The sequence below is a fragment of the Deltaproteobacteria bacterium genome (genome assembly GCA_013151915.1).
GTDB lineage: Bacteria > BMS3Abin14 > BMS3Abin14 > BMS3Abin14 > BMS3Abin14 > BMS3ABIN14.
Genome location: JAADHJ010000047.1, coordinates 1 through 24,974 on the forward strand (window position 1 = coordinate 1; position 24,974 = coordinate 24,974).

20 protein-coding genes, 5 tRNA genes and 1 other RNA gene are annotated in these 24,974 nt (G+C 57.9%); 20 read left to right on the forward strand and 6 right to left on the reverse strand.

From position 1 onward, the window contains the following. Positions 1-528 precede the first annotated feature (528 nt). Entirely contained in the window at positions 529-1,026 is a 498-nt protein-coding gene (locus GXP52_09150) for a DUF1566 domain-containing protein (GenBank protein NOY87451.1), read from the forward strand. A 336-nt stretch (positions 1,027-1,362) separates the two neighbouring features. Here the strand turns inward: GXP52_09150 and GXP52_09155 are convergent, their stop codons facing one another. From GXP52_09155 to GXP52_09170, 4 genes are all read right to left on the reverse strand, one after another. Further along, positions 1,363-2,679: a diguanylate cyclase gene (locus tag GXP52_09155; GenBank protein ID NOY87452.1), complete on the reverse strand. Its 1,317-nt coding sequence runs from the start codon at positions 2,677-2,679 to the stop codon at positions 1,363-1,365. A 205-nt stretch (positions 2,680-2,884) separates the two neighbouring features. Beyond that, positions 2,885-6,118: a UvrD-helicase domain-containing protein gene (locus GXP52_09160; GenBank protein ID NOY87453.1), complete on the reverse strand. Its 3,234-nt coding sequence runs from the start codon at positions 6,116-6,118 to the stop codon at positions 2,885-2,887. Further along, positions 6,111-9,227, reverse strand: coding sequence for a PD-(D/E)XK nuclease family protein (locus tag GXP52_09165; protein NOY87454.1), 3,117 nt, complete (start codon positions 9,225-9,227; stop codon positions 6,111-6,113). The genes GXP52_09160 and GXP52_09165 overlap by 8 nt, the downstream gene beginning before the upstream one ends. A 30-nt stretch (positions 9,228-9,257) precedes the next feature. Continuing rightward, the gene (locus tag GXP52_09170; GenBank protein ID NOY87455.1) at positions 9,258-10,331 is read right to left on the reverse strand and encodes a CapA family protein; all 1,074 of its coding nucleotides are present in this window, start codon (positions 10,329-10,331) and stop codon (positions 9,258-9,260) included. 84 nt (positions 10,332-10,415) lie between these two features. Between GXP52_09170 and serS the strand changes: the two genes are divergently transcribed. The 14 genes from serS (at position 10,416) to GXP52_09240 (ending at position 18,368) form a co-directional block, all read left to right on the forward strand. Further along, a complete protein-coding gene (serS, locus tag GXP52_09175; protein NOY87456.1) occupies positions 10,416-11,693 on the forward strand; it encodes a serine--tRNA ligase in 1,278 nt (425 codons plus the stop codon). A gap of 28 nt (positions 11,694-11,721) precedes the next feature. Further along, positions 11,722-11,813, forward strand: a tRNA-Ser gene (locus GXP52_09180). Between the two features lie 206 nt (positions 11,814-12,019). Further along, a tRNA-Ser gene (locus tag GXP52_09185) sits at positions 12,020-12,112 on the forward strand. A 35-nt stretch (positions 12,113-12,147) separates the two neighbouring features. Further along, positions 12,148-12,237: transfer RNA gene (locus GXP52_09190), tRNA-Ser, on the forward strand. 80 nt (positions 12,238-12,317) lie between these two features. After that, the gene (locus GXP52_09195; GenBank protein NOY87457.1) at positions 12,318-12,824 is read left to right on the forward strand and encodes a DUF2155 domain-containing protein; all 507 of its coding nucleotides are present in this window, start codon (positions 12,318-12,320) and stop codon (positions 12,822-12,824) included. A gap of 27 nt (positions 12,825-12,851) precedes the next feature. Beyond that, positions 12,852-12,928: transfer RNA gene (locus tag GXP52_09200), tRNA-Arg, on the forward strand. Between the two features lie 58 nt (positions 12,929-12,986). Beyond that, positions 12,987-13,079: transfer RNA gene (locus GXP52_09205), tRNA-Ser, on the forward strand. A 58-nt stretch (positions 13,080-13,137) separates the two neighbouring features. Further along, positions 13,138-13,235: signal recognition particle sRNA small type (ffs, locus tag GXP52_09210), an RNA gene on the forward strand. A gap of 19 nt (positions 13,236-13,254) precedes the next feature. Continuing rightward, positions 13,255-14,958 carry a DNA polymerase III subunit gamma/tau gene (dnaX, locus tag GXP52_09215; protein ID NOY87458.1) on the forward strand — a complete coding sequence of 568 codons (1,704 nt, stop codon included), beginning with the start codon at positions 13,255-13,257 and terminating at the stop codon, positions 14,956-14,958. Further along, complete coding sequence (locus GXP52_09220) at positions 14,955-15,266, forward strand: YbaB/EbfC family nucleoid-associated protein (protein NOY87459.1); 312 nt, start codon at positions 14,955-14,957, stop codon at positions 15,264-15,266. Before dnaX ends, GXP52_09220 begins: the two co-directional genes overlap by 4 nt. A gap of 5 nt (positions 15,267-15,271) precedes the next feature. Beyond that, complete coding sequence (gene recR, locus GXP52_09225; protein ID NOY87460.1) at positions 15,272-15,868, forward strand: recombination protein RecR; 597 nt, start codon at positions 15,272-15,274, stop codon at positions 15,866-15,868. Between the two features lie 87 nt (positions 15,869-15,955). Continuing rightward, on the forward strand, positions 15,956-16,453 hold the full coding sequence (locus GXP52_09230; protein NOY87461.1) for a roadblock/LC7 domain-containing protein: 498 nt from the start codon (positions 15,956-15,958) through the stop codon (positions 16,451-16,453). Positions 16,454-16,470: 17 nt separating this feature from the next. Next, positions 16,471-17,064, forward strand: a complete 594-nt coding sequence (locus tag GXP52_09235) for a GTPase domain-containing protein (GenBank protein ID NOY87462.1) — start codon at positions 16,471-16,473, stop codon at positions 17,062-17,064. Positions 17,065-17,471: 407 nt separating this feature from the next. Further along, the gene (locus GXP52_09240) at positions 17,472-18,368 is read left to right on the forward strand and encodes a methylated-DNA--[protein]-cysteine S-methyltransferase (protein ID NOY87463.1); all 897 of its coding nucleotides are present in this window, start codon (positions 17,472-17,474) and stop codon (positions 18,366-18,368) included. Here the strand turns inward: GXP52_09240 and GXP52_09245 are convergent. Together GXP52_09245 and GXP52_09250 are read right to left on the reverse strand one after the other, a co-directional pair. Further along, a complete protein-coding gene (locus GXP52_09245; protein ID NOY87464.1) occupies positions 18,328-19,713 on the reverse strand; it encodes a glycerate kinase in 1,386 nt (461 codons plus the stop codon). The genes GXP52_09240 and GXP52_09245 overlap by 41 nt on opposite strands. Positions 19,714-19,767: 54 nt before the next feature. Next, positions 19,768-20,850 (reverse strand): hypothetical protein, encoded by a 1,083-nt coding sequence (locus tag GXP52_09250; protein NOY87465.1) that lies wholly within the window; start codon positions 20,848-20,850, stop codon positions 19,768-19,770. A 368-nt stretch (positions 20,851-21,218) separates the two neighbouring features. Here GXP52_09250 and eno point away from each other — a divergent pair, with 368 nt between their 5' ends. The 5 genes from eno (at position 21,219) to GXP52_09275 (ending at position 24,973) form a co-directional block, all read left to right on the forward strand. Then, positions 21,219-22,511 carry a phosphopyruvate hydratase gene (gene eno, locus GXP52_09255; protein NOY87466.1) on the forward strand — a complete coding sequence of 431 codons (1,293 nt, stop codon included), beginning with the start codon at positions 21,219-21,221 and terminating at the stop codon, positions 22,509-22,511. Between the two features lie 103 nt (positions 22,512-22,614). Next, positions 22,615-23,307, forward strand: a complete 693-nt coding sequence (locus GXP52_09260) for a rhomboid family intramembrane serine protease (protein ID NOY87467.1) — start codon at positions 22,615-22,617, stop codon at positions 23,305-23,307. A 143-nt stretch (positions 23,308-23,450) separates the two neighbouring features. Further along, positions 23,451-24,056 carry a GNAT family N-acetyltransferase gene (locus tag GXP52_09265; protein ID NOY87468.1) on the forward strand — a complete coding sequence of 202 codons (606 nt, stop codon included), beginning with the start codon at positions 23,451-23,453 and terminating at the stop codon, positions 24,054-24,056. Positions 24,057-24,074: 18 nt separating this feature from the next. Next, positions 24,075-24,659 carry a GNAT family N-acetyltransferase gene (locus tag GXP52_09270; GenBank protein NOY87469.1) on the forward strand — a complete coding sequence of 195 codons (585 nt, stop codon included), beginning with the start codon at positions 24,075-24,077 and terminating at the stop codon, positions 24,657-24,659. Continuing rightward, on the forward strand, positions 24,659-24,973 hold the full coding sequence (locus GXP52_09275; protein NOY87470.1) for a twin-arginine translocase TatA/TatE family subunit: 315 nt from the start codon (positions 24,659-24,661) through the stop codon (positions 24,971-24,973). The genes GXP52_09270 and GXP52_09275 overlap by 1 nt, the downstream gene beginning before the upstream one ends. Position 24,974: the final 1 nt, after the last annotated feature.

Sequence of the window (24,974 nt, forward strand, 5' to 3'; positions counted from 1 at the left end):
CACCCTTTCTTTGCATGATGGAATATACTGTGAAACCCTCTTTTAAAACCTGCCTGTCCTGAGCTTGTCGAAGGGTGGAGCAGCTTGCGAGGGGCTGTACCCTTCGACTGGCTCAGGGCAGGCTGTGATAAATCAGCTCTTGACCTTTTACAGCTTCGCATGAGATTGCCGCGCCTACGGTTTCACTCGGGCTCGCAATGACAGCAAAATAATAAAGGTACGCATTAACCGGATGAACCATAAATATTAAGCAGGACTGCCAGAAAGTTGTTTACTCTGTGTCAAGTTGGCTTTTGTGTACCTCTGCCTGTCGATCTTACCCCACCAGGATATCCTTGCCTTCCACAAAAGTCCTCAATTTTCTGTATAATGAAGTATTGGGGTATGATTGGGAGTATGGATGGGTCGATTCACGGCGTAGCCTGGAAGGCGAAGCCGGAAGTCCGATGGATGTAAACGGAAGCCTTGTGCGCAGGCTGGAGGCGACCCCAAGGTTTTCCCGAAAGTTGCCCGAAGGAGGTGGTGAGCTTGTCAAGTAAGCGGATCTTAACAAGATTGATCCTGGCGGTGTTCCTGTGCCTGACGGTCCTTTCCGCAGTGGCGGCCGGAGCGGATGAGCGGTTTATGGATAACGGGGACGGTACAGTGACCGACACAAGGACAGGCCTGATGTGGGCCCAGACGGACAACATGGGCCACATCAACTGGCATGATGCCAAACTCTACTGCGAGAACATCATCCTGAGCGAGTATAACGACTGGCGCATGCCCACCATAGAAGAGCTGGAGACCCTCTTTGACAGGTCTCTGGATGCCTATGAAACGATCTGCGGACGCAAAGTCCGGTCCGCACCTCAGATCGAACTCAGTTGTGGGTTCGTCTGGTCCTCGGAGATCCTCTACATCCCAGGGGGGTATCCCATCTCGGCGTGGGTTTATAACTTCTCGAGAGGTTACCGGTATTCGGCCAGGATGAGCCAATACCGGGGTTACCGGGCGCTTCCGGTGAGGAGTGTTGGTAAGTAGTGAGGGCTCTGTTAAACCCTCTTTTAAAACCCGCCTGTCCTGAGCTTGTCGAAGGGTGGAGCAGCTTGCGAGTCACGCCATCGGCGTGACTGTGGTAAATCAGCTCTTGACCTTTTCAGCTTCCGTCTTCGTTCCTCGAACTTCGCCGCGACAAGTCGCCCGGGATTGCCGCGTCACTCTCGTCTCCCTCGATGCTCCTCGCAATGACACAGCGACGTCATCGCGAGCTGAAACCTGTGCGACGCGATCCCGTGGGCGACCGGAGGGCGCCGTGATGCTCCTCGCAATGACCGCAAAATAATAGAAGGTACGTATTCCTACGATGAACCTAAAGGATTACTTGCGCCGGGCAGGTGAGTTTACGGGCTGGCCGGATATGACGGTGCGGTTCCTGCCCCCTTCCTTGGCCGCGTACATGGCCTCATCGGCCAGACGAACGACCTCATCGAGGCTGTGCCCGGGGTTGAGTTCCGCAATGCCTATAGAGATCGTAACCCGCGCCGGCTCCTTGCTCCCGGCCGGCAGGAACGTGGTCTCTGCCATCCGGACGCGAAAACGCTCCGCGGGGTAGAGGGCCCAAGTGGGGGATGTGTCGGGAAGGAGGACGACGAACTCCTCTCCGCCGAACCGGAAGGCGATGTCCATCGTTCTGAAGGAAGTGCGGATGAGTTGTCCCAGGGTCTGGAGAACCACGTCCCCTTCGACGTGTCCGTAAGTGTCGTTGTATTGCTTGAAGTTGTCCACATCCAGGAGGATCAGGGAAGACGACCCCTTGCTGCGTCGGATTCTTTCGATCTCGTGCTGCGCCATCACCTGAAAGTGCCGCCGGTTGTACAGGCCGGTCAAGCCGTCGGTGATGGTAAGGGCTACGAGTTTCTCCTCCATGGCCTTGCGCTGCGAAATGTCGGTGAAGAAGCCGATGACACCGACCTCCAGGCCATCCTCGTAAAGGGGGGTGCAGCTGATGCGGATGGGGATAGCCCGCCCTTGCTTGTCCAGGATGTGCGTCTCAAAACCAAGAAGCTTATCCCGGCCGCCATAGTTTTCCGAGTGGATCTGCTCCATGATCTCGCGCGCCTTCCCTTCCGGATAAAGGTTCTTCACCTTTATCTTCCCGATGACCTCTGCCCGGTTGTATCCGAAGATCTTCTCGGCCCCCTCGTTGAAGAGGAAAATGTTTCCCAGCCGGTCGTTTCCGACGATCCCGTTGGGACAGGTTCGAATGAGGTCCTCGAGAAACCCGGTCTTCTGCTTCAGGTCCTCGTAGAGCAGCGTCAACTCGTCTTTCCGGCGGATGATCTCCAGGACATGGGTGACCTTCCCGGCGCTGTTTCGGATCGGGAGTGCAGTGACCTGAACGAGGACTTCCTTGCCGTCTTCCTCCTTGTGGGAGTGTATGGCCGTCGAAGGCTCCTCTGTTTCCATGGAGATCCGCGCCGGACATCTGTGGTCCCCGGAGTCACAAGGGAAATCCTGGTGGTGGGTCACCGAATAGCAGAAAAGGCCTTTTATTTCTTCCAGGGTCCGTCCGTTGGCGGAAAGGCAAGGCTGGTTGGCGTAGACAATGTGCAGGTCCGGGACGGAAAGGAGGATTGCCTGGTCCGTCATTTCCTCGATGATGGAGAAAAACGATTCTATGGAGAAACCGATCATGTAAAAATTATGCCATAACACAGCCCAGGAAGGTAGTAGTTTTGTTCTGCTTCGCAAAGCCGGGTCCAGGCCTGATCCCATGCCTTACTTACTTCGCGGAACATCGGGTTTTGAACTCCGGGATTGCTTCGTCGTTAACGCTTCTCGCAATGACTTCGTGACCGTTGGACTCCGCGACTCTGGACTCTGGACTCTGGACTCTGGACTAAAGTTTAACGTATTCCTCATGATCCACGAAATACAACCCGATCTCCTTCACCTTGCCGCAGCCCATGGCCTCCCACGCCTCCCGGTAGGCTTCAAGCTGGGGCCGGTACCTTTCAGGCGCCATTCTTCCTGTCTTGTAATCCACGATGACCCAGCCGTCTATTTCCTTGAACACCAGGTCCATGACGCCGGGTTCTAAAACGGGCACGGGGTCCTCAGATTTCAGGTAGGTGTAGGGCACCTCGATAAGGTGGTCTTTTGCCTTTAACGCTCTTTCCCAGATAACCGACCCGGTGACGGAGCGCACGGTGCTTACCGCATCGGCAGCATGTTCCGTGGACAGTTTCTCCTCGGCCAGAAACGTTTCAGCCAGCGCTTCGAGTTCCTGGTCCGTCGATGGGGCGTCCATGACCACCTCCAGCAGTTTGTGGATGACCGTTCCCCACCCGGTGCCGTGCTCGCCGGTGGGAAGCTGGGGGTCCTTACCTGGAACAGCGCGGCGCGATGGGAAGCTTTTTTCGTAACCGGGCCTTAAAAGATTCTCCCACTTTTGAGGATACTTCGACGGGTCGCCATCCCCATCGGGTCCGAGCTCCTTCTCGGAGAGGTCGGGAGGCTCGATGCCCTCCGGGTCAGACAGCTCGGGGGCTCCCTGCAAGTGGTCGCTGAAAAAGGACCACGGGTGGGAACCACCGCCTCTCTCCATTTGGGAGATCACCAGCATGCTCCCTGCCCGAGTGGCTGCCACGTAAAGGAGTCTTATGAGCTCGGCCTGAAGGAAAGCCTCTTCCAGGGGGGCCCAGGTGTCGTCCCAGCCCGGCGGGAGGGCCACAGCGGGAGATCGCCCCCAGCCTCCACCGGCTCCGGCCACCTCAGCGTAGCCGGTCACCTCCTCCCCGTCGCGGACGATGTGCAAGGAGGGGGCCGTGCTCCAGTTTCCCACCGGGGTGGCTAGAAAGACCACCGGAGCTTCCAGTCCCTTGACTTTGTGCAGGTTCATGACCCGGACCAGTGAGGGGGGCTCGGGCCGGGCCGCCATACCGTCGTGAGCCTCCTCGCCGGTGATGAGCAGCCGGAAGGTCTCCAGGACGTGGTCCAGAAGAGGCCTTAGTACGGCGGCGCTCCTCAGGACCTCCAGGGCTTTGTACAGGCTCCCGGCTCTTAAGTCTCCGTCGGCCTGAATGGCTGCCATGGCCGTGAGACCCAGGTCCTCGGCCATACGCTCCATGGCGGGTACAATGGGCAGGGTGGCCAGCCATCGAGCGTAACCGGACAGCCGTTTGGTCACGTCGGAGAACCTCTCTGTCAGTTCGGCCTGGAGCCCGGCCGGCACCGGCCTGTCCCAGCGAAACTCCCCCCCGGCGAGACGGTAGGCCAGCAGGTCGGCGTCCGAAAACCCGAACATCCCGCTCTTTAGAACCGCCACCAGGGCCACAGGATCGTGGGGCCTCGCGGCGCTCCTCACCGCCAGGTACAGGTCGTAAAGCTGCGGGACCTCGCCCAGGGCGGCGCCGCCCGTCACCTGGTGTGGGATGCTCCAACGGTCCATGGCGCTGGAAAAGGGCGACAGATGCTCCTTCTTCATGGTCACCACGAGGAAATCGCCGTAGGTACAGGACCGGGTAAGGCCGTCCTTCCCGGTCAACGTTGCCCCGGAGTCCACCAGGTTCCGAATGGTGCGAGCGATCCTCTCCGGCTCGTATCTCATAACCAGGTCTTTATTGGAGCACCGGGCCGGTATAGGGATAGTGCGGATGCCGGAAAGATTCACCGGGGACCGGTCGTCGTCGTAATGTCGCCCGGTTTCGAGGTTGACGTAGCGCGGCGCCACGTCGGTCTCCTCCGGCGGGAACCAGGGCTCGAAGACAGAGTTGACCCAGTCCAGAAGTTCCGGGCGGGACCGGAAATTGGCCGACAGATCTAGTTTCTCACCGCCCCCCCTTCCCGTAATGATGCTGCGCACCTCGTTGTAGATCATAATGTCGGCGCGCCGGAAACGATAGATGGACTGCTTTGGGTCGCCCACCACGAAGAGGGACCCGGGCCGCGGCGTACACCTCTTCCAGTCCCTTTCCCCGGTGTCGGTGGAGGTGAGAAGCATCATGACCTCGGCCTGGACAGGGTCGGTGTCCTGGAACTCGTCTACCAGAAGGCGCCGGTACCTGCGCTGAAAAAAGCGCCTGACCTCGGGGTTTTCCCTGAGCATCTCGGCGGCCTTGAGCAGGAGATCCCCGTAGTTGAGCGACCCCTGGAGGGTTCGCATATGGCGGTAGCGGTCTACGGCGGGCAGGACCGCCTGGATAGCCACGGCGTAGCGATACTCCATGAACCTCCTGACGGCGGGGAGGGCTACGGCTTCGTTGAACCGAACCCACCTTTCGGCCTCGCCCTGAGCCTGCTCCTTTTCCCCGGGGTAGAACTTGTTCCGGGCAACGACCTTGAGGCCGAAGGTCTCCAGGATCTTAAAGAGGATCAGGGGATCGGCCAGGTCTCGGGCGTTTCGCGCCATGCGATGGATCCTGCGCAGCCTCGGTATGAGCGTGTCGGAACCCCACTCGTCGGGCAGCTGAGACAGCAGGGCATCGATGTGCGCCAGGTACCGGCGAAACTCTTCCAAGGCGCCGGTCATGTCGGGGGGGACGGGATCGGGGGCCGGCCACCTGTCGACATCGGGGTGCCCGGCCACCGTCTCGAAAAAACTGAAAAGCTCCCCTGGCGAGAGCCCGGCCGCCAGGATGCGGTCCCGAACGACCTCGTCGGCAAGGCCCGCTATCTGCTCCTCCCAGGACACCCGGCGCAGCCGCTCGTCCTCATACTCGTCCATCTCGGTAAAGGCCGGGTCGACGCCGGCTTCCACTGGACGCTCACGCAGGAGCCTGGCGCAGAAGGAGTGGATGGTCCCCACAAAGCATCGGCCGGAGGTCTCAAGTGCGGACATGAGATAGGCGGCCCTGTCCTCGTCGCCGCCCTTGATGGCTTTCCCGTAGGCCTCTTCCATCTGCAGTACGAAGCGAACCTTGAGTTCCGATGCGGCTTTGCGGGTGAAGGTCACGGCGGCGATGCCGGGGGCGCTTGCCTTCCCCGAGGCGACAAGGGCCACCATCCGCCGAACCATGCTCGTCGTTTTACCGGTTCCCGCAGCCGCCTCCACCAGGTAGTTGGTATCGAGATCCTCCTCGATTTTCCGGCGCCCGGCGGCATCCGGCAGTTGATAGTTGTCCGGCTTACTCATATCCGCGCAGCTTCCTCATGGGGTCGAGCCTCGGGTCGCCCCTTTCCAGCTTTTCGGTCACACGCAGGGCCTGGGAAGCGGTGTCCCCGCAGATGAGGGCATAATCGCACCATTTGCAGTCGCCCGCATCGTCGGTGGGCAGGAAGCATCCCGCGCCGGCGAGATCGCAGAGATTGACCAGGACCTCCCTGCCCTCCTCCAATGTCTCCCTCATCAGAAGGAGCCCCTCGCCCTGGGTCTGGACGGTGGGGAACAGGAACCGGAAGGCGGCCACCCTGGCGGGCGCACCGGCGGTCTGAAGCAGGCACTGTTCGGCCATCAGGGTGTAGAGCAAATGCTGGACCACACGCCCCTGGTGGAATGGGTCCTTCCGGGTATAGCTCCAGTTGCTGCCCGACTTGTAGTCGGTGATCACGAAGGCTCCGTCGCTCCTCCTGCGGTCGATACGGTCTATGCGCCCCCTTGCCCTGACGAGGCGCCCCGGGGCCAGCTCCAGGGGTATCGGCTCCTCCCGATCCAGGCCGGTGGGCAGATCCGTGGGGGGCAGCCCCACCGACGCTTCGGTGTAAAGGGGTTCGTGGTCACGGACGAAGGACTCCTCCTCCCGCAGGAAGATGCGGGCCGACTCCATCATCTGGGCCCGCTCATGGTCCCTGGCGTGGGACGTGGGGGGAGGCGCTATTCTCCCGTGCCGGTCCAGGAGATCGTCGAGCAGCTCTTCTAACCCGGCGCTGTCCCTGTCGTAGTCGGGGGTCTTTTTTTCCCTGATAAGGCCGTCCATGTAGATATGGAAAAGCTCGTGGAGTATGCTGCCCCTGTCGGCGGGGGTAAGCCACTTTCCGGGTTCAGGAGGCTCCTCGTCCACCCCCTCGATGTCGAGGATATACCGGAAAAAGTAGCGCAGGGGGCAGGTACCGAGGGTCTGCAGGCGGTTTGATGATACGGCAGGGCCCTGTTTCGAGAGGATGTCCAGCTCGGGAGGGAGGGGGCCTGTCAGGCCATCGAAGGAGGTCGGGACCGTACGACGCTTTTCCTCTGACGCGATCATTCCTCTTGCCAGGTTGGGGAAACGTCGACCGAGAGCAGCCCTCCCGTCGGTTACGCTAACGGGGCCGGTGAACCTTCCGGTCCACCACTCGGCCGAATCCAGGCAGGCGGAGGAGGACGGGTCAATGAAACCGGCGGGGGGCGAAAGGTGGGCCAGGAGGGCTTCCTGGTCGGCCCGCGGGTCGGAAAGAATACGGAAGGCCTTAACCAGGGAGGGGCTGGGGAAGATGTCGCGGTCCTCCACCAGGTCCCGGAGGCAGCAGGTAAGGGTAAGGGTTCCGTTAATTCGTCCGGCCAGGACGGCCAGGTAGGTTTCCCGGTTTTTAAGCTCCTCCCCGGCCAGTCGCAGCAGGGGGGAAAGGGCTTCCCGCTCGTTGTCCAAAAGCACCGGCTCCTGGCGGTCCGATCCGGGGAAACGCCCGTCGTCGAGGCCCAGCACGACCGTATGGGGACGTCCAGAGTGCCCACCGAGGGCCAGGGGGGCCACGTGAAGATGCCCCGGACGGGGGCCGCTCCCGGCAACCCTCGCCTCCTCGACGAAGGAGACGATCCATTGCAGGGGATCTCCACCCGGGAAGTGCCCCAGCTCCTCCATGTATTTTACGGTCTCGCCGATGTCCAGGGCGAGGGACTTGGCGGCGTACTCGTCGAACTCCCCTGCCGTGCGGACGGATGTTGCAAGGAAACGGGCGGCGCCTTCCAGGACCCGGGGCAGGGAGTGGTCCGGGAGAGGGGTGCACTTTTCCAGGGTCTTAAGGAGGGTCCTGAGAAAGTCAAGGACGGCGGGATCTCTCTTACGGTTCGCCAAATCGTTGCCGTTCTCATCGAAGCGCTTCCCGGACCGTCCCCTTCGGGCCTTGATGGCCGCCTCTATTGCCGCAAGAGCCGTCTCGGGACCGGGGCCGGCTCCGGTCCCGATGAGCAGGTCCGCGGCCGCGGCTCTCGCCGCCTGGCTGTTTTCACCATCGAGTTTCAAGAGCCCCTCGCGGACCATACCCGCCAGACCCCGGATCGGAAAACCGTCCATGGCCCACCGTGCCCAGGCGGCGAGAGCCCTGCCGGGCCGAGAGTAGACGGAGGGGATCCCCTCTGAAAAGGTTGCGGGGAGGTTGTCCAGGTCGCCGGTTTCGAAGGGAAAGTGGCGCGCGAACAGCTCGAAGAGAAGGGGGAGGTAGGTACCCCGATCGGTGTACAGGATCTCCACCTGGTCCAGGTGCCATCCCATGGAAAGGCACCTTCTAAGGGCAAGGCGCACCTCGTTGACCTCCCCGGAGGCCCCAAAAATCTCGAGGGTCCCGTCCCCGAGAGGGGGCGGTGCCTGGAGCGGCGTATCCATCCATGCGAGGCGCGCAAGGTCAGTGAGCCCCTGGTCCCCCGAGAGGTGCGATGACGATGGTCGAGGAGTTTTCCCGGGTCGGAGCCCCTCAACGACCACCGCAGGCAGCAGATCCACGAGGGTGCTCTCCTGGCCGCGCAAATCGAGGTCGTCCGGCGCCAGGAGGATCACCCCTTCCGGCAATCCCCCTGAACCGGTTAGAAGGTCGCGCGTCACGGCGGACAAAAGACCCCCGTAATCGACCCGGCCCATTCGGGCAAGGCTGTCCTCGTAATCGGAAAGGAGGTCAGCCAGCTCAGCCATTTTTTTTCTCTCTCCTCCCCCTCTTTCCCTCTCCAATCTTTTCAGCTCCCCGGGCCCAATGCCGGCGACGCGCAGATCCCCTAATGACCGGGACAGGGCGCTGACCAGGGACGGGTAAGGCTCCAGTGTGGTGAAGTAGCGCGGGCCCTGTTCACGGAGGTCCTGAAGAACGCGGGAGACGAGGATCTCGGCGCCTCGGTGGGAGATGAGTTTTCCGGGCAAGGAACCGGAAAGTTTCATAACCAGGCTCCTCACCGTCGTCACCCGGAGGTTCACCGCCGGGCAGCCGGACCGGGCCACCTGCTCAACCCACTGGTGACCCACACGCAGAGACGGCGCTACGAGCCACTTCTCGGCGAGGAGATGCTCACCGCAGATCCGCCCCAGGTTTGAGATGAATCTATTGGGAATTAAAGAGTTCATGGAAACCACGCTTCTTCCAGACCCTGGACTTCAGTTTCCCGATCCGGGTCCATGCCTGGGGATGATGACGCCCCTGCCATCCTGCCAGACGACCTCGGCCGCCTTACGGGGGATCGTTTCAGTCAACGATTCGAAGATCTTTTTCCCCTCCGGTCCCATGATTCGCCGGGGCCGGAAGAGGACCTCCGTATTGTCAACCGCGAGGGGATATATCTCCAGCCTCTCGCACCAGCCATTCTCATCCATATTCGCCACGGCCAGGAGGCCGACCCGCACACTTTTACTGTATGATCCAAAGGAGAAATTCCCCAGGCTATACAGAACAGGCCTTCCTCTGTAGATCTCTATGGGCTGGGCGACGTGGGGATGGTGCCCGACCACCAGGGCGGCGCCGGAGTCAATGGCCAGGTGAGCAAGCGCCGTCTGGTACTCCCTGGGTTCGGTCATAAGTTCCTTGCCCCAGTGAAAAGAAACTATTACGCTACCTTTGTTACCTTTGGAGGAGGCAGCCGTTACGGATCTCTTTACCGCCTCCGGGGATCCGAACAGGGTCCCCGGCCGATGCTTCCCTGCCCAGAAATCCTTGGGAAGGGAGTTGCTGAAGGCCAGGAAGGCAACGTCACCGGCCGGGGTGGATACCAGGGCCGGGACTGCGGCCTCATTGACATCCATGCCGGCGCCCGCGTAGAAGATGCCCGCAGCCCTGAGGGCCTGCATCGTGTCATCCAGGGCCTGGTAACCATAATCGAGGATGTGGTTATTGGCCAGGGAAACGACCCTCACCCCTTCGGTGAACATGGCCGTTGCCACCCGAGGGGAGGCTCGAAAGGTATATTTTTTTTCGGCCCGGGGCGTTCCTCCGGCGGAAAGCGGAGTTTCCAGGTTGAGAAAGACGGCGTCCGACTTACCCAGAATGGGGCGTACACCATCGAAAAGGTAAGCCGCCCCCTTGCTTTTCAGGAATGGCGCCGCACTCGAGGCCGGCAGAAAATCCCCCAGAAGGGCTATCCTGGCCGTATGCCCCTCCCAGGCATGGGCGTGAGAGGGAAAAGCAACGACGACGATCAGCGCCATTAGCGTTGCTTGAATAAAAAACCTTTTCATGACGGGAGGTTAGCACTATTCATGACGGTTTGACAAGCCACATTGCAGGTGTTATATACCGGTTCTTCCGTAGGAGAAATCACAATGCTTGATGCTCGGTTTTTAAGGGAAAACATCGAATTCGCAGCACAGCGACTTGCCGCCAGGGGAGGGGAACATGATCTGGAACCCTTCCGAAGGCTCGATGCCGAAAAACGCGCTTTACTTGGAGCAACGGAAGAGATGAAGGCCAGGCGCAACTTCGAGTCGGCTGAAATCGGCAAACTCCTGAAATCCGGGAAAGACGCGGCATCCAGGAAGAAGGCCGTCAGAGCCCTTGGAGAGAAAATCCGGGAAAACGATGAACGGATCAAGACAGTGGAAAAACGTCTCGGTGAGCTGCTTCTGACAATCCCCAACATTCCGCACGAATCCGTTCCCGTGGGATTGGATGAAAGCTCCAACGAGACGATCAGGACGTGGGGCAACATGCCGGCATTCGATTTTACCCCACTTCCCCACTGGGACCTGGGAGAGATGCTTGGAATCCTGGATTTTCCCAGGGCCGCCAAACTCGCCGGAGCCAGATTTTCCGTGCTCACCGGGGCAGGCGCTCTCCTGGAGCGGGCCCTCATCTCTTTCATGCTGGACCTGCATACCCGGGAGCACGGCTACCGGGAAGTGCTGACGCCCGTCATGGTCAACAGCGAAAGCATGCAGGGGACCGGGCAGCTTCCCAAGTTCGAGGAGGATCTCTTTCACGTTGAGGGAGGCCAGTACTACCTCATCCCCACAGCGGAGGTGCCGGTGACCAACCTCCACAGGGAGGAGATTCTCAAAGACCTTGATCTTCCCCTGACCTACGTTTCCTTCAGCCCGTGCTTTCGGCGTGAGGCGGGGTCCCACGGGAAGGACACGCGGGGACTTATCAGGCTTCACCAGTTCAATAAAGTCGAGCTGGTGAAATTCTCCCGTCCGGAGGATTCCTACTCTGAACTGGAATCCCTCACACTCAATGCCGAGGAGGTGCTGAGGAGATTGGGACTTCACTATCGGGTCGTGGTACTGAGCACGGGGGACCTGGGGTTCTCAGCGGCCAAGACTTACGATCTGGAAGTGTGGCTTCCCAGTCAGGGCACGTACAGGGAGATCTCATCATGCAGCAATTTCGAGGATTTTCAGGCCAGGAGAGCGAAGATCCGGTATCGTCCTGAAGGGGAAAAAGGGACTCGCTTCGTCCATACCCTCAACGGGTCGGGCCTCGCCGTGGGGCGCTGCATGGTGGCCATCCTGGAAAACTACCAGCAGGAGGACGGTTCCATTTTCATCCCTGAAGTATTACGGCCCTACATGGGAGGGATGGAGAGGATCATGAGGGCATGAGGGTGTTGTGCGTAGGATCAGAAATGACGGAGGAGTGGCCGAGAGGTTGAAGGCGGCGGTCTTGAAAACCGTTGTCCGCCGTGAGGTGGACCGGGGGTTCGAATCCCTCCTCCTCCGCCACTCGACGCATAATTATCTCACCGATGAGATAATTATTTGCCCGTGGCAGGCCATGCTGAGGAAGATGAGCGGCACGAGCAGCGAAGAGTGACCCTGAGCGGGCGCCGAACACAGTGAAGAACGCGGAGAATAATGTCATTACCACTTGACCTTTCCGGTTGCAGTGGATAACTTCTATTGCTTGGTTCAACCGGCGGCGCCTGTGTGGAGAGATGGCCGAGCTGGCTGAAGGCGCTCGCCTGCTAAGCGAGTATACTGAGAGATCGGTATCGAGGGTTCGAATCCCTCTCTCTCCGCCACCTGAAAACCTGGCGTTCCGCCGCTTGAGCCAAAAGGAGAGATGGCCGAGTGGTTGAAGGCGGTAGCCTCGAAAGCTATTGTCCGCTTCTGCGGACCGGGGGTTCGAATCCCTCTCTCTCCGCCAGTGTTATCTTTATGATAAGGAGGGGACCTGGTTCCTCTTAAGAATCATAACCAGGCATTAACGATTGGAGGATGTAGACTATGCGCGGTAAAAGAATAAGGCCCACAGTAATCATTGCTGTAACTATCCTGGCCATGGCCTTGATATGGGGCTGCCAGAAAAAAACGGAGGAGATAAACCTCGACGAGGAACCCGCCGTCCAGAACGTTCCCATGCCGAAGGTCCCATCAACCATCAAAATCCCGGATGAGATCGCAGGAAAATGGAAGGCTGTGGTGGTGGAGGTTACAGACAAGGATAGTAACGAGAAGACCGACGTCACCGTCAATATCGGTGACACCGTGCCCCTGGGTGCTACGGGCTTTAAGATCTATGTGGAAGCGTTTCTACCCAGCTTCACCATGAGCGGAGATGTGTATACCTCCACATCCGCAGACCTGAACAACCCCGCAGCCAAAGTTACCATTACCGACGCTAAGGGCAACGAGGTGTTTAACAGCTGGCTCTTCGCCTTGTACCCTGCGACCCATCCTTTCCAGCATGACAAGTACGCTGTGATCCTGAAGGATTATGTCGCCGCAAAGTAAATGGAGCGAGGCCTTTTTCTTTTAGAGGCGCCCATAGCTCAGATGGATAGAGCGTCGGATTGCGGGTCCGAAGGTCGCACGTTCGAGTCGTGCTGGGCGCGCCAGAGTTTTTAGCCCTTTTTTGCCGGGACTCCGATCGGGTTCCAGGCAAAGGGCATCCATGGAGAGATGTCCGAGAGGCTGAAGGAGCGCGCTTGGAAAGCGCGTATACGCCCACAAGGTGTATCGAGGGTTCGAATCCCTCTCTCTCCGCCACACTGATGAACTGCGGAATTACCGGGAAAAGGCCCGGTTTCCGTCTTGTGGGATCGATGGCCAGGCACTGAGCAACGTCGACCCCCGAACCCCGCCAGATCCGGAAGGAAGCAACGGTAGGGGTCATCGGCGGGTGTTTCAGAAAGCCTGGCCCTCGTCCCTTCCCCGAATCCCCATGTCCTATCTCGTACTTGCAAGAAAATACCGTCCCGGCACCTTTTCTGAGGTGGTCGGGCAGAACCACGTCACCCGCACCCTGAAGAATGCGATCGCTTCAGGACGCCTCGGGCATGCCTTTCTCTTCTCCGGCCTGAGGGGTGTGGGCAAGACATCCGTCGCCCGCATCCTCGCAAAAAGCCTCAACTGTGAGGGGGAACACGAGCCGGGCGAACCTTGCGGCCGCTGTTCATCATGTGTTGAGGTCGATGAAGGGCGAAGCCTGAATGTGGTGGAAATGGACGCCGCATCACATACCGGCGTGGACGACATCAGGGAACTGCGGGAGGCGGTTATGTATGCCCCTGCCGAGGGAAAGCACAAGGTATACATTATCGACGAGGTTCACATGCTGTCCAAAAGCGCATTCAATGCGCTTCTTAAGACCCTTGAGGAGCCCCCGCCCAGGGTCACCTTCATCCTGGCGACCACCGAACCTCACAAGGTTCCCGTTACGATCCACTCCCGGTGCCAGAGATATGATTTCCGACGGATTCCTTCCGCCATGACTGCGGAACATCTTGGTCGCATCTGCGGATCGGAAGGGGTCGAGATTTCCCCCGACAGCCTGCACCGGATCGCCGTGGCAGCGGAGGGGAGCCTGCGTGATTCCCAGAGCCTTCTTGACCAGATTGTTTCCTACGCGGGCGACAGGATTACCGAAGAGGATGTCAACACCGTCCTTGGAACACTCGATCGTGGAATGCTGATCAAGATCCTCAAGACATCCTTTGCCGGAAACGCCGGGGACGCCCTGGGAACGATAGGGGAGATGATAGACAACGGGGCCGACCCGATGAGGATTGTCCTGGACCTCATTGAACTGTTAAGGGCCCTGCTCCTGGCGGCTGAGTTGGAAAGCCCCGAGAGCGTGCTGGACCTTCCCGAAGGTGAGATGGAACCCATAAAAACCCTCTCCGCCGACACGGACCGCGCACTTCTACGGGTCAGGTTCGCCTTAATGGCCCGAGCCGAGGAAAGGATGCGCCGCTCCCCCCAGCCGCGGTTTCACCTTGAACTGGCGGTGGTCCATATGGCCCGGGCGGAGGAGGTTGCCTCCCTCGGCCCGGGGGGGGAACCATCTGCGCGTTCCGCGAAAACAAACAGCCCTCCTGAACCCGCGGCCCCGAAGAGCGGCAATGTGCACGTGGCTGAAACGAGGGGAGAAACATCTTCGCCTTCCCCTGCGCCCCCGGCATTCGCCGCCATCGAAACACCGGAGGAAACCTGGGAGGGCCTCGTCGATTTCATCAATGGCCAGATGCCCAATATAGGGAGTATTCTGGAACACCTGGTATGCCTTAAGATTGCAGGGGATGAGCTGGTAATCGGCGGCGCCGCGGGAGAACTCTACCTTGAGATTCTCAACGAACGGGAGAAAAAATCGGTTTTGGAACACCTGGTTGGTGAATTTTTTTCCCGCAGCATGAGGGTTCGCCTCACCGAGATGGATACGGTTGAACGCACCCGGAACCAGAATATTATCGAAAAGAATGAGAACCGGGAATCGGATTTCGCCAGAAAAATCCGAAAGGAAACTCTGGAACATGCCGCCATAAAGAACGCAATCGAAATTTTCAACGGAAAGGTCGAAAGGGTCAGGGTGCTCTCTTCCTGGGCGCCGGAGACTCTGGAGATCGAGGAAAAAGAGGAGGAAACATGAAAGGTTTGGGCGATTTGATGAAAAAGGCCCAGAAGATGAAGACGGAACTGGACAGGGTCCAGGGAGAACTGGCCACCAGGGAGGTCGAGGCCTCCGCCGGGGGTGGGATGGTGTCTGCCCGTGTAACAGGGGGCCAGGAGGTTGTCTCCATCTCCATAGATCCCCAGGTCATTGACCCGGACGACAGGGAAATGCTTGAGGACCTGGTCCGGGCAGCGATCAATGAAGCGCTTCGGAAAAGCAAGGAAATGATGCAGGAAGAGATGGCCAAGCTTACAGGCGGTCTCCCGATTCCCGACATGTTCTAGGTTTCATGCGTTTTCCCTTACCTTTAAGCAGGCTCATAGGAGAGCTGAAAAGGCTGCCCGGCATCGGGGAAAAGAACGCTCAGCGCCTGGCCTTTTACCTTCTGGGCGCCCCCAGGGAAAGAGCCGAATCCCTTTCCCGCGCCCTCATGGAGATGAAGGACGGGATCAGGACCTGTTCGCACTGTTTCAATCTGTCCGAGGAGGATCTCTGTTCCATCTGCCGTGACCCCGGCAGGTCGAAACGTTCCCTGTGCGTCGTGGAATCAGCTCGCGACCTCATTGCCATCGAAAACACCGGGCAGTATCATGGCATGTATCATGTCCTCATGGGGATTCTTTCTCCCATGAAAGGGATCGGCCCGGACGACCTGAAGATCGATGAACTCCTGGACCGGATATCGAAAGAGAAAGTTCAGGAGGTTATCCTCGCTACCAACCTGGACGTGGAGGGAGAGTCGACGGCATCCTACCTGATCAACACAATAAAACCCTTGGGAATCGAGATAACCAGAATCGCCAGAGGCATCCCCATCGGAGGAAACCTGGAAAACGCCGATCAGGTTACATTGGGGATGGCTCTTGACGGCCGCAGTAAAGTGTAAGCCCTTGATATAAACTATCTTTTGCTGTATATTTCCGAGTTGTCGTATGTATGCGCCTAATTAATTTCCTGGAAAACCGCATGGGATATGGGGGATATGTTGCCTGACCTGGTAATGTACGAGGAAGAGTTCAGAACGGTTACCGAGATGGTTACCCGTCTGCTCTCCAACGCCAACGCCAAAGTGGTTTTCCTGGTCGACAAAAACGGCCAGCTCATTACCAGCGCCGGCCTGACGGAAGGGATTGACACCACCTCGCTTGCCTCCCTCACCGCGGGCAATATTGCCGCCACCGGGGGGCTGGCCAAGCTCATCGGTGAAAAAGAGTTCACGATCCTTTTCCATGAGGGGGAAAAAGACAACATTCATATTTCCATCATAGGGCATCGCGTTATTCTCGTAGTAATCTTTGACGAACGCAGCTCCCTTGGCCTTGTCAGGCTCAGGGTGAAAAGATCAAGCGATGAGTTGGAGCGGATTTTCAAGGAAATCGACGGCAAAACGCAAAGCGAAAAGACGGGGATGGGGGTTGATTCGCCCTTTGCCGAAATCACCGACGACGACATTGAGAATCTTTTCAGCTAGGGGGCTTCCAGGGAAACATGTCTTTCATTAACTATTCATCGAGAGAGATCAATTGCAAGATCGTCTATTACGGCCCTGGGCTATGCGGCAAGACAACCAATCTCCACTTCATCTACCGCAAGACCAATCCTCAGGCACGTGGGAAGATGATAAGCCTCGCCACCGAAACGGACCGAACCCTGTTTTTTGATTTTCTTCCCCTTTCCCTGGGCGATATCCGCGGGTTCAAAACCCGGTTTCATCTCTATACGGTTCCCGGGCAGGTTTTTTACGACGCCAGCCGGAAACTCATTCTCAAAGGGGTGGACGGGGTGGTTTTTGTCGCCGACAGCCAGATGGAGCGCATGGAAGCCAACATCGAGAGCTTCGATAATTTAAGGTCCAACCTCAGAGAGCAGGGCTACGATCTTGACGCTCTGCCACTGATCCTTCAGTGGAACAAAAGGGACCTTCCAAACGTGGTTCCCGTGGACGAGCTGGAAAAGTCCCTCAACCACCGGAATCTTCCCTCCTTTGAAGCGGTCGCCCCCGAAGGGATCGGCGTTTTCGAAACCCTTAAGGCCATTGCGAAGCTGGTGCTGATAGAACTCCGAAGGGGCGCCTCCGCCTAGAAGTTCAGAGGGATAAAACAGGTTCAATGTTCAACGTTTAACAGGGTAAACCACTCCAACATCTCCACCCCCATAACTCGCCGTTCCGCCAAAAGCCTCCTCGTCACACGAAAAACGTGACTCGCTTCCGCCGTCGCTAAAACTATGGCGGACAGCCAGGGCAGGCCGGGGCGGCTCGATGGTAGGCCGCAAATACCGCAGAGTTTCGCAAAGAAGATCCAAAACCCATAAGGTCCTGGTTTTAAACTTCGCGAAACCTCGTTGACTTATTTTGAATAAACCCTGTGTTACCCTGCCTGCCGGCCATAGCTTCAGCGATGGCTGGTGAAACTCTGTGCACCCTGTGTTAAGTTAGCTTTTTACAAAATCCGGTCATCCTTCAGGTACTCATTTCCCGGACGGCCCAAATTAATAATCGGCAACGATCGGAGACCGCTGTGGATTCAGGGGACTACAGACGTATTGAAAAGGCCATCTCGTTTCTTCAGGAAAATTCATTGCGGCGGCTATCCCTGGAGGATACGGCCAAGCAGGTCGGTCTGAGTTTCTACCAATTTCAGAGGCTTTTTCGAAGGTGGGCCGGGGTAACCCCCAAACAGTTTCTGCAGCTCCTGACGGTGGAGCATTCCAGGAAACTTCTCCGGGACTCGGCTACTGTATTTGACACCGCATACAGCGTCGGGCCGAGCGACCCCGGACGTCTTCATGATCTATTCGTCTCTGTCGAGACGGTCACTCCCGGCCGATTCAAGACACAGGGGCGCGGGATTGCCATCCGCTTCGGGACTTACTCGAGCCCTTTTGGGAACTGCCTGGCAGCCTTGACGGAGAAAGGTATCTGCGAGCTGCGATTCCTCGATGACGACGGCATCGACCGGGCCGTGGAAAGACTTTCCCGAAGATGGAGAGGAGCCGAACTGTACGAGGACCAGGCCGGCTGCCGACAGATAGTTGAGCGGATTTTTTCCCGTTCAGCCCCATCGGAGGACGTGCCCCTGCGGCTGTTTCTCATGGGAACCAATTTCCAGACCCAGGTCTGGAAGGCCCTTCTGCGCATCCCAGAGGGATCCGTTATCTCCTACGAGGACCTGGCCCGATGGGTCCATCGTCCCTCCGCTGCAAGGGCCGTGGGAAACGCTGTGGGACAAAACCCCATCTCCTACCTGATCCCCTGTCACAGGGTCATCCGGAAAACGGGAGAGCTCGGCGGCTACGGAGGGGGAATATCACGCAAGATGGCCATCCTCGGCAGGGAATTCGCCCTTAACGCCTCCCTGACTTCGACCCGCCTCTCACCAGAATGACATGAATATCCATGACATTGGTCATGGTAGGTCCCGTTATGATCAGATCCCCCAGGGCCTCAAAGAACCGGAAGGAGTTATTGTCATCCAGATATCGGAACGGGTCCATGCCCGCGCTGCGGGCCCTGGTGAGGGTCGTCCCGTCGACGATGGCGCCGGCGGCATCCGTGGGACCATCCGTCCCGTCTGTTCCACCGGAAAGGATTACTACACCGGACAGCCCTTCAATGCCCGGTGCGGCGGCCAGGGCAAATTCCTGGTTCCGCCCCCCTTTTCCCTTCCCTCGTATGGTGACCGTGGTCTCTCCCCCGGACAGGACACAGGCAGGCGGAGGAAGGGGCGTTCCATGCGTCACAATCTCCCTGGCTATGGCAGCGTGGGTGTCGGCCGCTTCCCGCGTTTCCCCGGTTACCGTTGTGGACAGGATCCTGGTATTATAACCCAGGTCGCGCGCCCGGACGGCGGAGGCCCGTATGGCCTTGCTATTGGTGGCCACCAGGAGGTTGAAGACATTACCGGTCTCGGGATCATGGGGTTTTACGGTCTCCACCCGGCTTCCGTCCGCCCCTTCCCTGAGCCTGGTCAGGACGGAAGCCGGCACCCGATCTGTCAGATGGTATTCCTCCAGGACACCGAGGGCATCGGTGAAAGAGGTGGGGTCCGGTACAGTTGGGCCCGAGGCGATGACGTCAAGGGCATCGCCTACGACATCCGACAGGATGAGGGTCAGGACCCGGGCTGGATAGGCCATTCTGAGCAGGCCGCCTCCCTTGAGAACTGAAAGGTGTTTTCTTACGGTATTGATCTCACCTATATCCGCACCGCTATCCAGTAGCAGTGCGGTGACGGCCATCTTTTCCTCAAGTGTGACGGGAGGAGACGGAAAGGGCAGCAGAGCCGAACCGCCGCCGGAGAGCAGGCAGATAACGAGATCCTTTTCCCCTGCTCCTTTCAGCAGGTCAGCGATTTTGCCGGCGGCGGCACGGCCCCCCTCATCCGGGATGGGGTGGCCCGCCTCCAGCAGGGTGATCAGATCAAGGGCCAGGGTGTGGCCATACTTCACCGCCACGATGCCCCCTGCAACCCGGGCGCCCAGAATCTTTTCAACCGCCCGGGCCATGGGGGCGCCTGCCTTCCCGGCCCCCACGACAAGAACCCTCCCGTCCGCATTGAGGTGAAACTCCTCAGGGCCCGCCCCAAGGGTGTCTCCAGAGAGTGACAGGGCCAAGAGAACCGCTTCCTCCGGGTCCACCGCACGGACGCCGGCAAGGAATATCTCCATCGCGTCATCTTTCAGATCACGGCTTTCATCCACCTGCTTTCCCTCCGTGTCCCCGTGCTCCATGTCGGTTTTTCACCCTCTTCGCCAGGACCGATTCCGGGAATGGTCATGGTGTTTTTATTGCTTCACCAGGACCATGACCTTGAATGTCTCGCCCATTCCTCCCTCGTCGTGGATGAGATTCTTGACGGTGAGCCATTCCTGCACGGCCTTGGCATCGCCTTCCCGTCCCTCCATCCGCTCAACCAGGAGATCCAGAATCCCCGCTCTGGTCAGAAACGAGGACTGGGTGATGAATGACTCCCGGGCAAATCCCTCTTCGATCGCCCACTTTTCCAGTAGGGAAAAGTTTACGTGGGCCGTAATATCCTTCTCTCCCGGCAAGGTATAGGGGTCGCCGTCCACCGAGTGTTTTCGATAGCAGCGCAGGGTTCCGGAACTCCTCCAGGGAACGGTAAGCGCTTCGGTGGCGTCGCCGTAATCGATAACGAGAACGGCTCCCCGTTGGAGCTTGCTAAAGATCCTCTTCAGCCATGTGCGCCATGCGTCGGAAAACTCCATTCTCTGTCCATCGGGCAGATAATCGAGTACCCCCGACAGTACGCCGCCCAAGGGTTTCACATCGAGGGGGCGAAGGATCTCTACCATATTCTCTTCCCGAAGACCGATGAAGACCTCCTTGAGCTCTCCTCCCTCCCTGGCGATGACTCTCAGGGGCAAGGCATCGAAGAACTCATTGGCCAGGACCACCCCGTCGAAAGGTTCTATGGACTCCCAGTCATCCGGATCCCAAACCCTGATCGACCGATTATGGAACCGCTTCGAGAGGGCATTCCGCTGGTGCGGGCTTCCCTCGACCAGTTCAACCCGACAGGCTGAATCGTCTCCGGAACTTTTCCAGTCGTCCATGATGTCCTGTATAAGCTGACCGTTTCCGGGGCCCAACTCAAGCAGGGCGGGGCTGTCCGCCTTCAGGTCCTCGAGCCGATTGGTAAGCCAACGTGAAATCACCGTGCCAAAAAGGCCGTGGACGTGTGGAGCGGTGAAAAAATCACCTTCCCTGCCGGTCACCGCGGCCCCTCTCTGGTAGTACCCGAACCATGGATGGTAGAGGCACAGCTCCATATAACGGGAAAACGGCATGGGGCCGCTTCCGCGGATTTCATCGAATATGATATCACGGAGTCGATTGTCGGACATTTCCTTCTCGCTCGCCCATGCGCCCACTGAGGGGCGCCCAAATCAATGACTTGCGTTGCAAGTTGTTGATTTGTGAGGAAAGTGAAAATGACACTTTTCGCTTTCCGTGGAGTAAAAAGCCATGAATGGACTTTTTACGACCCTATCAACGTTGAACCATTGAACACTTGAACGCGGAACCCGTTCCGGGTTCCAGAATACAGCAAACGTCCCAAAGTCCCAAGTACCTGGGCGCGGAACGTCTGCCACAATTCAATCTTTATCCTCGTTCTTTATTGACAGACATTTGCGGTGTAGAAGATAATGATTTTTTGAAACCGATCATATGAGGACCACATCATAAACTTTCGGGGAAAGGGAGACGACTAATGAGTGAGATTGTTGATGTTTTCGCCAGACAGATTCTCGATTCCAGGGGCAACCCCACGGTCGAGGTGGACGTTCACCTGGAAAGCGGCGCCTTTGGGCGCGCGGGGGTCCCCTCCGGAGCCTCCACCGGCAAGCGGGAAGCCGTGGAACTGCGGGACGGTGACAAGAAAAGATTCATGGGCAAGGGGGTTTTAAAGGCGGTGGAGAACGTCAACGACAAGATTGCCCCTGCCCTGCTCGGTTACGAGGCTCTGGCACAGGCCGAGATTGACCAGATAATGATCGAACTGGACGGTACGGAGAACAAGGGTGACCTCGGCGCCAACGCTATTGTGGGGGTATCCATAGCCGTGGCCAAGGCCGCCGCTGATGAGTTGGGCCTTCCCCTCTACAGGTACATCGGAGGCCTTTCGGCCAACATCCTTCCTGTTCCCCAGATGAATATCATCAACGGAGGCGCTCATGCGGACAGCGGCCTCGACATCCAGGAGTTCATGATCGCCCCCTGGGGCGCGGACACCTTTTCTGAAGCCTACAGGATGGGCTCCGAAGTCTACCACCACCTTAAGGCGGTGCTGGCCGACATGGGACATTCCACCGCGGTTGGCGACGAGGGTGGGTTTGCTCCGCGGATCAAAGACCATCGGACGGCCCTCGACGCCATCGTCAAAGGGATCGAAGCCGCCGGGTATAGACCGGGAGAGGATGTTGCCATCTTCCTTGATCCGGCTGCCTCGGGATTCTTCAAGGATGGGTTTTACGTCCTTGAATCGGAGGGAAAGAAACTGACGCCGGAGGAGATGGTAACTTATTACGCCTCTCTGGTGGACGATTATCCAATTGTTTCCATCGAGGACGGCATGGCGGAGGAGGACTGGGACGGATGGGCTGTAATGACCCGCGAACTTGGGGACAGAATTCAGATCGTCGGTGACGACATATTCGTGACAAACCCCCGGACCCTGTCCGAGGGAATCCGTAAAGGGGTGGCAAACGCCGTCCTTATCAAACCCAACCAGATCGGGACACTTACCGAGACACTGGAGACAATGCGCATCGCCCGAAGGGCCGGTTACGGCATCGTGATTTCCCATCGCTCGGGAGAGACCACCGATACCACCATCGCCGATCTGGCCGTGGCCGCCGGCACAGGCCAGCTTAAAACCGGGGCTCCGTGCCGGGCGGAGAGGATCGCCAAGTACAACCAGCTCCTCAGGATCGAGGAAGAGCTGGATGAAGAGGCCATCTTCCTTGGACAGGCCTGCCTGAGATACCCCGCAGTAGAAGATTAGCCGGAAACCGGTTTGGCCGGCCCCGGCGGGAAAACCCGCCGGGGCGGTCTTTCCCTCGCAAGGCGACGATGCCGGCCCACCTTCAGAGAAGAAAGTTCCTTTTTTGATCCCTTTAAGAGATAACATACCTTCCCACACCACACCGGTTGTAAACTATACCCTCATAGGCGTAAACGTCCTGGTTTTCCTCTTTGAGCTGTCCCTGGGTACCGAGCTACAGAAGTGGGTCCACGTCTTCGGGATGGTGCCGGAACGCATCGTGTACATTGTATTCAATGCACCCCAGTATTTTTATATTGCCCTTATTTCTCTGTTCTCATCCATGTTCCTGCACGGAGGGTTCCTGCACATCATCGGCAATATGCTTTTTCTCTACATCTTCGGCGACAACGTAGAGGATGCTCTCGGGCATGTCCGGTACCTGGTTTTCTATCTGGGAAGCGGCATTGCCGCTTCCATGGCCCAACTCATTGTTCACCCCGGATCCCAGATCCCCACGATCGGTGCCAGTGGAGCAATCGCCGGTGTGATGGGAGCCTATTTCCTGCTTTATCCCCGTTCAAAGGTTCTGACCCTGATACCCATCTTTTTCTTTTTTCAGGTGTTTGAGATCCCGGCCGTCATCTTCCTCGGCCTGTGGTTTCTCATCCAGTTCTTTCTGGGGTCCTTTTCCATCGCGGGGGCTACCGGTTCAGCGGGGGTCGCCTTCTGGGCCCATATCGGGGGGTTCGCTGTGGGAGCAGGGTATATTTTTCTCAGATATGGTGGAACTGTCAGGCGAAATTTCGCGCGCTGAGCCGACGCTACCCATTCTATGTTTGGAATAAGAGATCGCTTACGGTATAATTTAATTTAACCCTGAACAGTGATGGACGTGTACATCCTGGGGTGGGGCCAGAGAGATTTTTTACAAGGTTGTCAACAGTAGAGGAGGAAAACATGATTCTTGACGAATACCCTAAATCAATCACTCTGAAAGACGGCTCATCCGTAACACTTCGTCCCATGGTCAAGCAGGATGAAAAGGCATTGCTTGACTTTTTCGGCGGCCTTTCAAAGGCCGACATGCTCTATCTCAGGGATGACGTGGCCAACGCCGACGTGATTAAGAACTGGGCCAACAGCATCGATTACGACCGGGTATTGCCTATCCTCGCTTTCTCAGGTGATCGGATTGTGGGTAACGCGACCCTGCACCAGAACCCCTTCAGTTGGATGAGGCACGTTGGCCAGATACGCATGGTGATTGCGTCGGATCACCGGGAGAAGGGGTTGGCCAGGGCCATGGCCGCCGAGGTGTTTCAAAATGCCCTTGCGGCAAAGCTGGAGAAACTCGTCGCCGAGATGCTCACGGATCAGCATGACGCCAGAAAGGTTTTTTCCCGCCTCGGTTTTCGAGAGGAAGCCATCCTGAAGGACCATGTCCTTGATGCCCGGAACGTGAAGCATGACCTCCTCATCATGACAAACGACGTCAATATCTTATGGCAGAAATATATGGAGTTTTCGGAATCCATTTCCGGTTCCTGGGACATGGAGTATTAGCAAAAAAGAGGAGATGCAATGCTATTGGATCGATATCCGAAAGAGTTTAAACTTGACGAAAACACCTCCGCCGTTATCCGCCCCATGAGGCGGCTGGACGAGGACGCGGTTCTTGATTTCTTCAAAACACTTAACGAAGAGGACTGCCTCTATTTGAGGAACGATGTTTCAAACCCCAGGGTCATACGTTCCTGGTTTCAGAACATTGATTACAATCGTGTGCTGCCCCTTCTCGTTTTCATTGGTGATGAGGTGGCAGCGAATGGAACGCTTCACCGCAAACCGTTTAGTTGGATGCGCCACTTAGGCGGCATACGGATAGTTGTGGCCCCGGCCTATCGAAGGTTCGGCGTGGCCCGCATTCTGGCGAAGGAGCTCTTTGATAACGCAAGGGACGAGGGTTTGGAAAAGCTGACGGCGGAAGTACTTCAGAATCAGGACGTCGCACTCAAGGTCTTCTCCAGGCTGGGGTTTTACAAGGAAGCCATCCTCAAGAATTACGTCCTCGACGCCAAGGGCAAACGGCACGACCTGGTTCAGATGACCATGGATATCGGGGACACTTTCAGCAACGCCAAGAGACCGAATGAGGCCACGCAATGATCGGTGGATTGGGAATGCAGGAGCTCCTCATTGTCCTCATCGTCGCCATGTTTCTCTTCGGCGGAAAGAAACTCCCTGAGATCGGCCAGAACCTGGGAAAGGCCATTCGCGGTTTCAAGCAGGGCTCTGAAGGGGAGGAAGAAAAGGCCATTGATGAGGCATCCCGGAACAAAAACGACTCCCCTGAAAGCGAAGAGGCGGAAGTGAAGGAGGAGAAGAAGGAGGAGGAGGAGGAGAAGAAGGAAACACCCCCGACACCAACCCCGGAAGAGCCGAAAGAACCGGAAACCGACAGTCCGGAAGAAAAGATTTAAT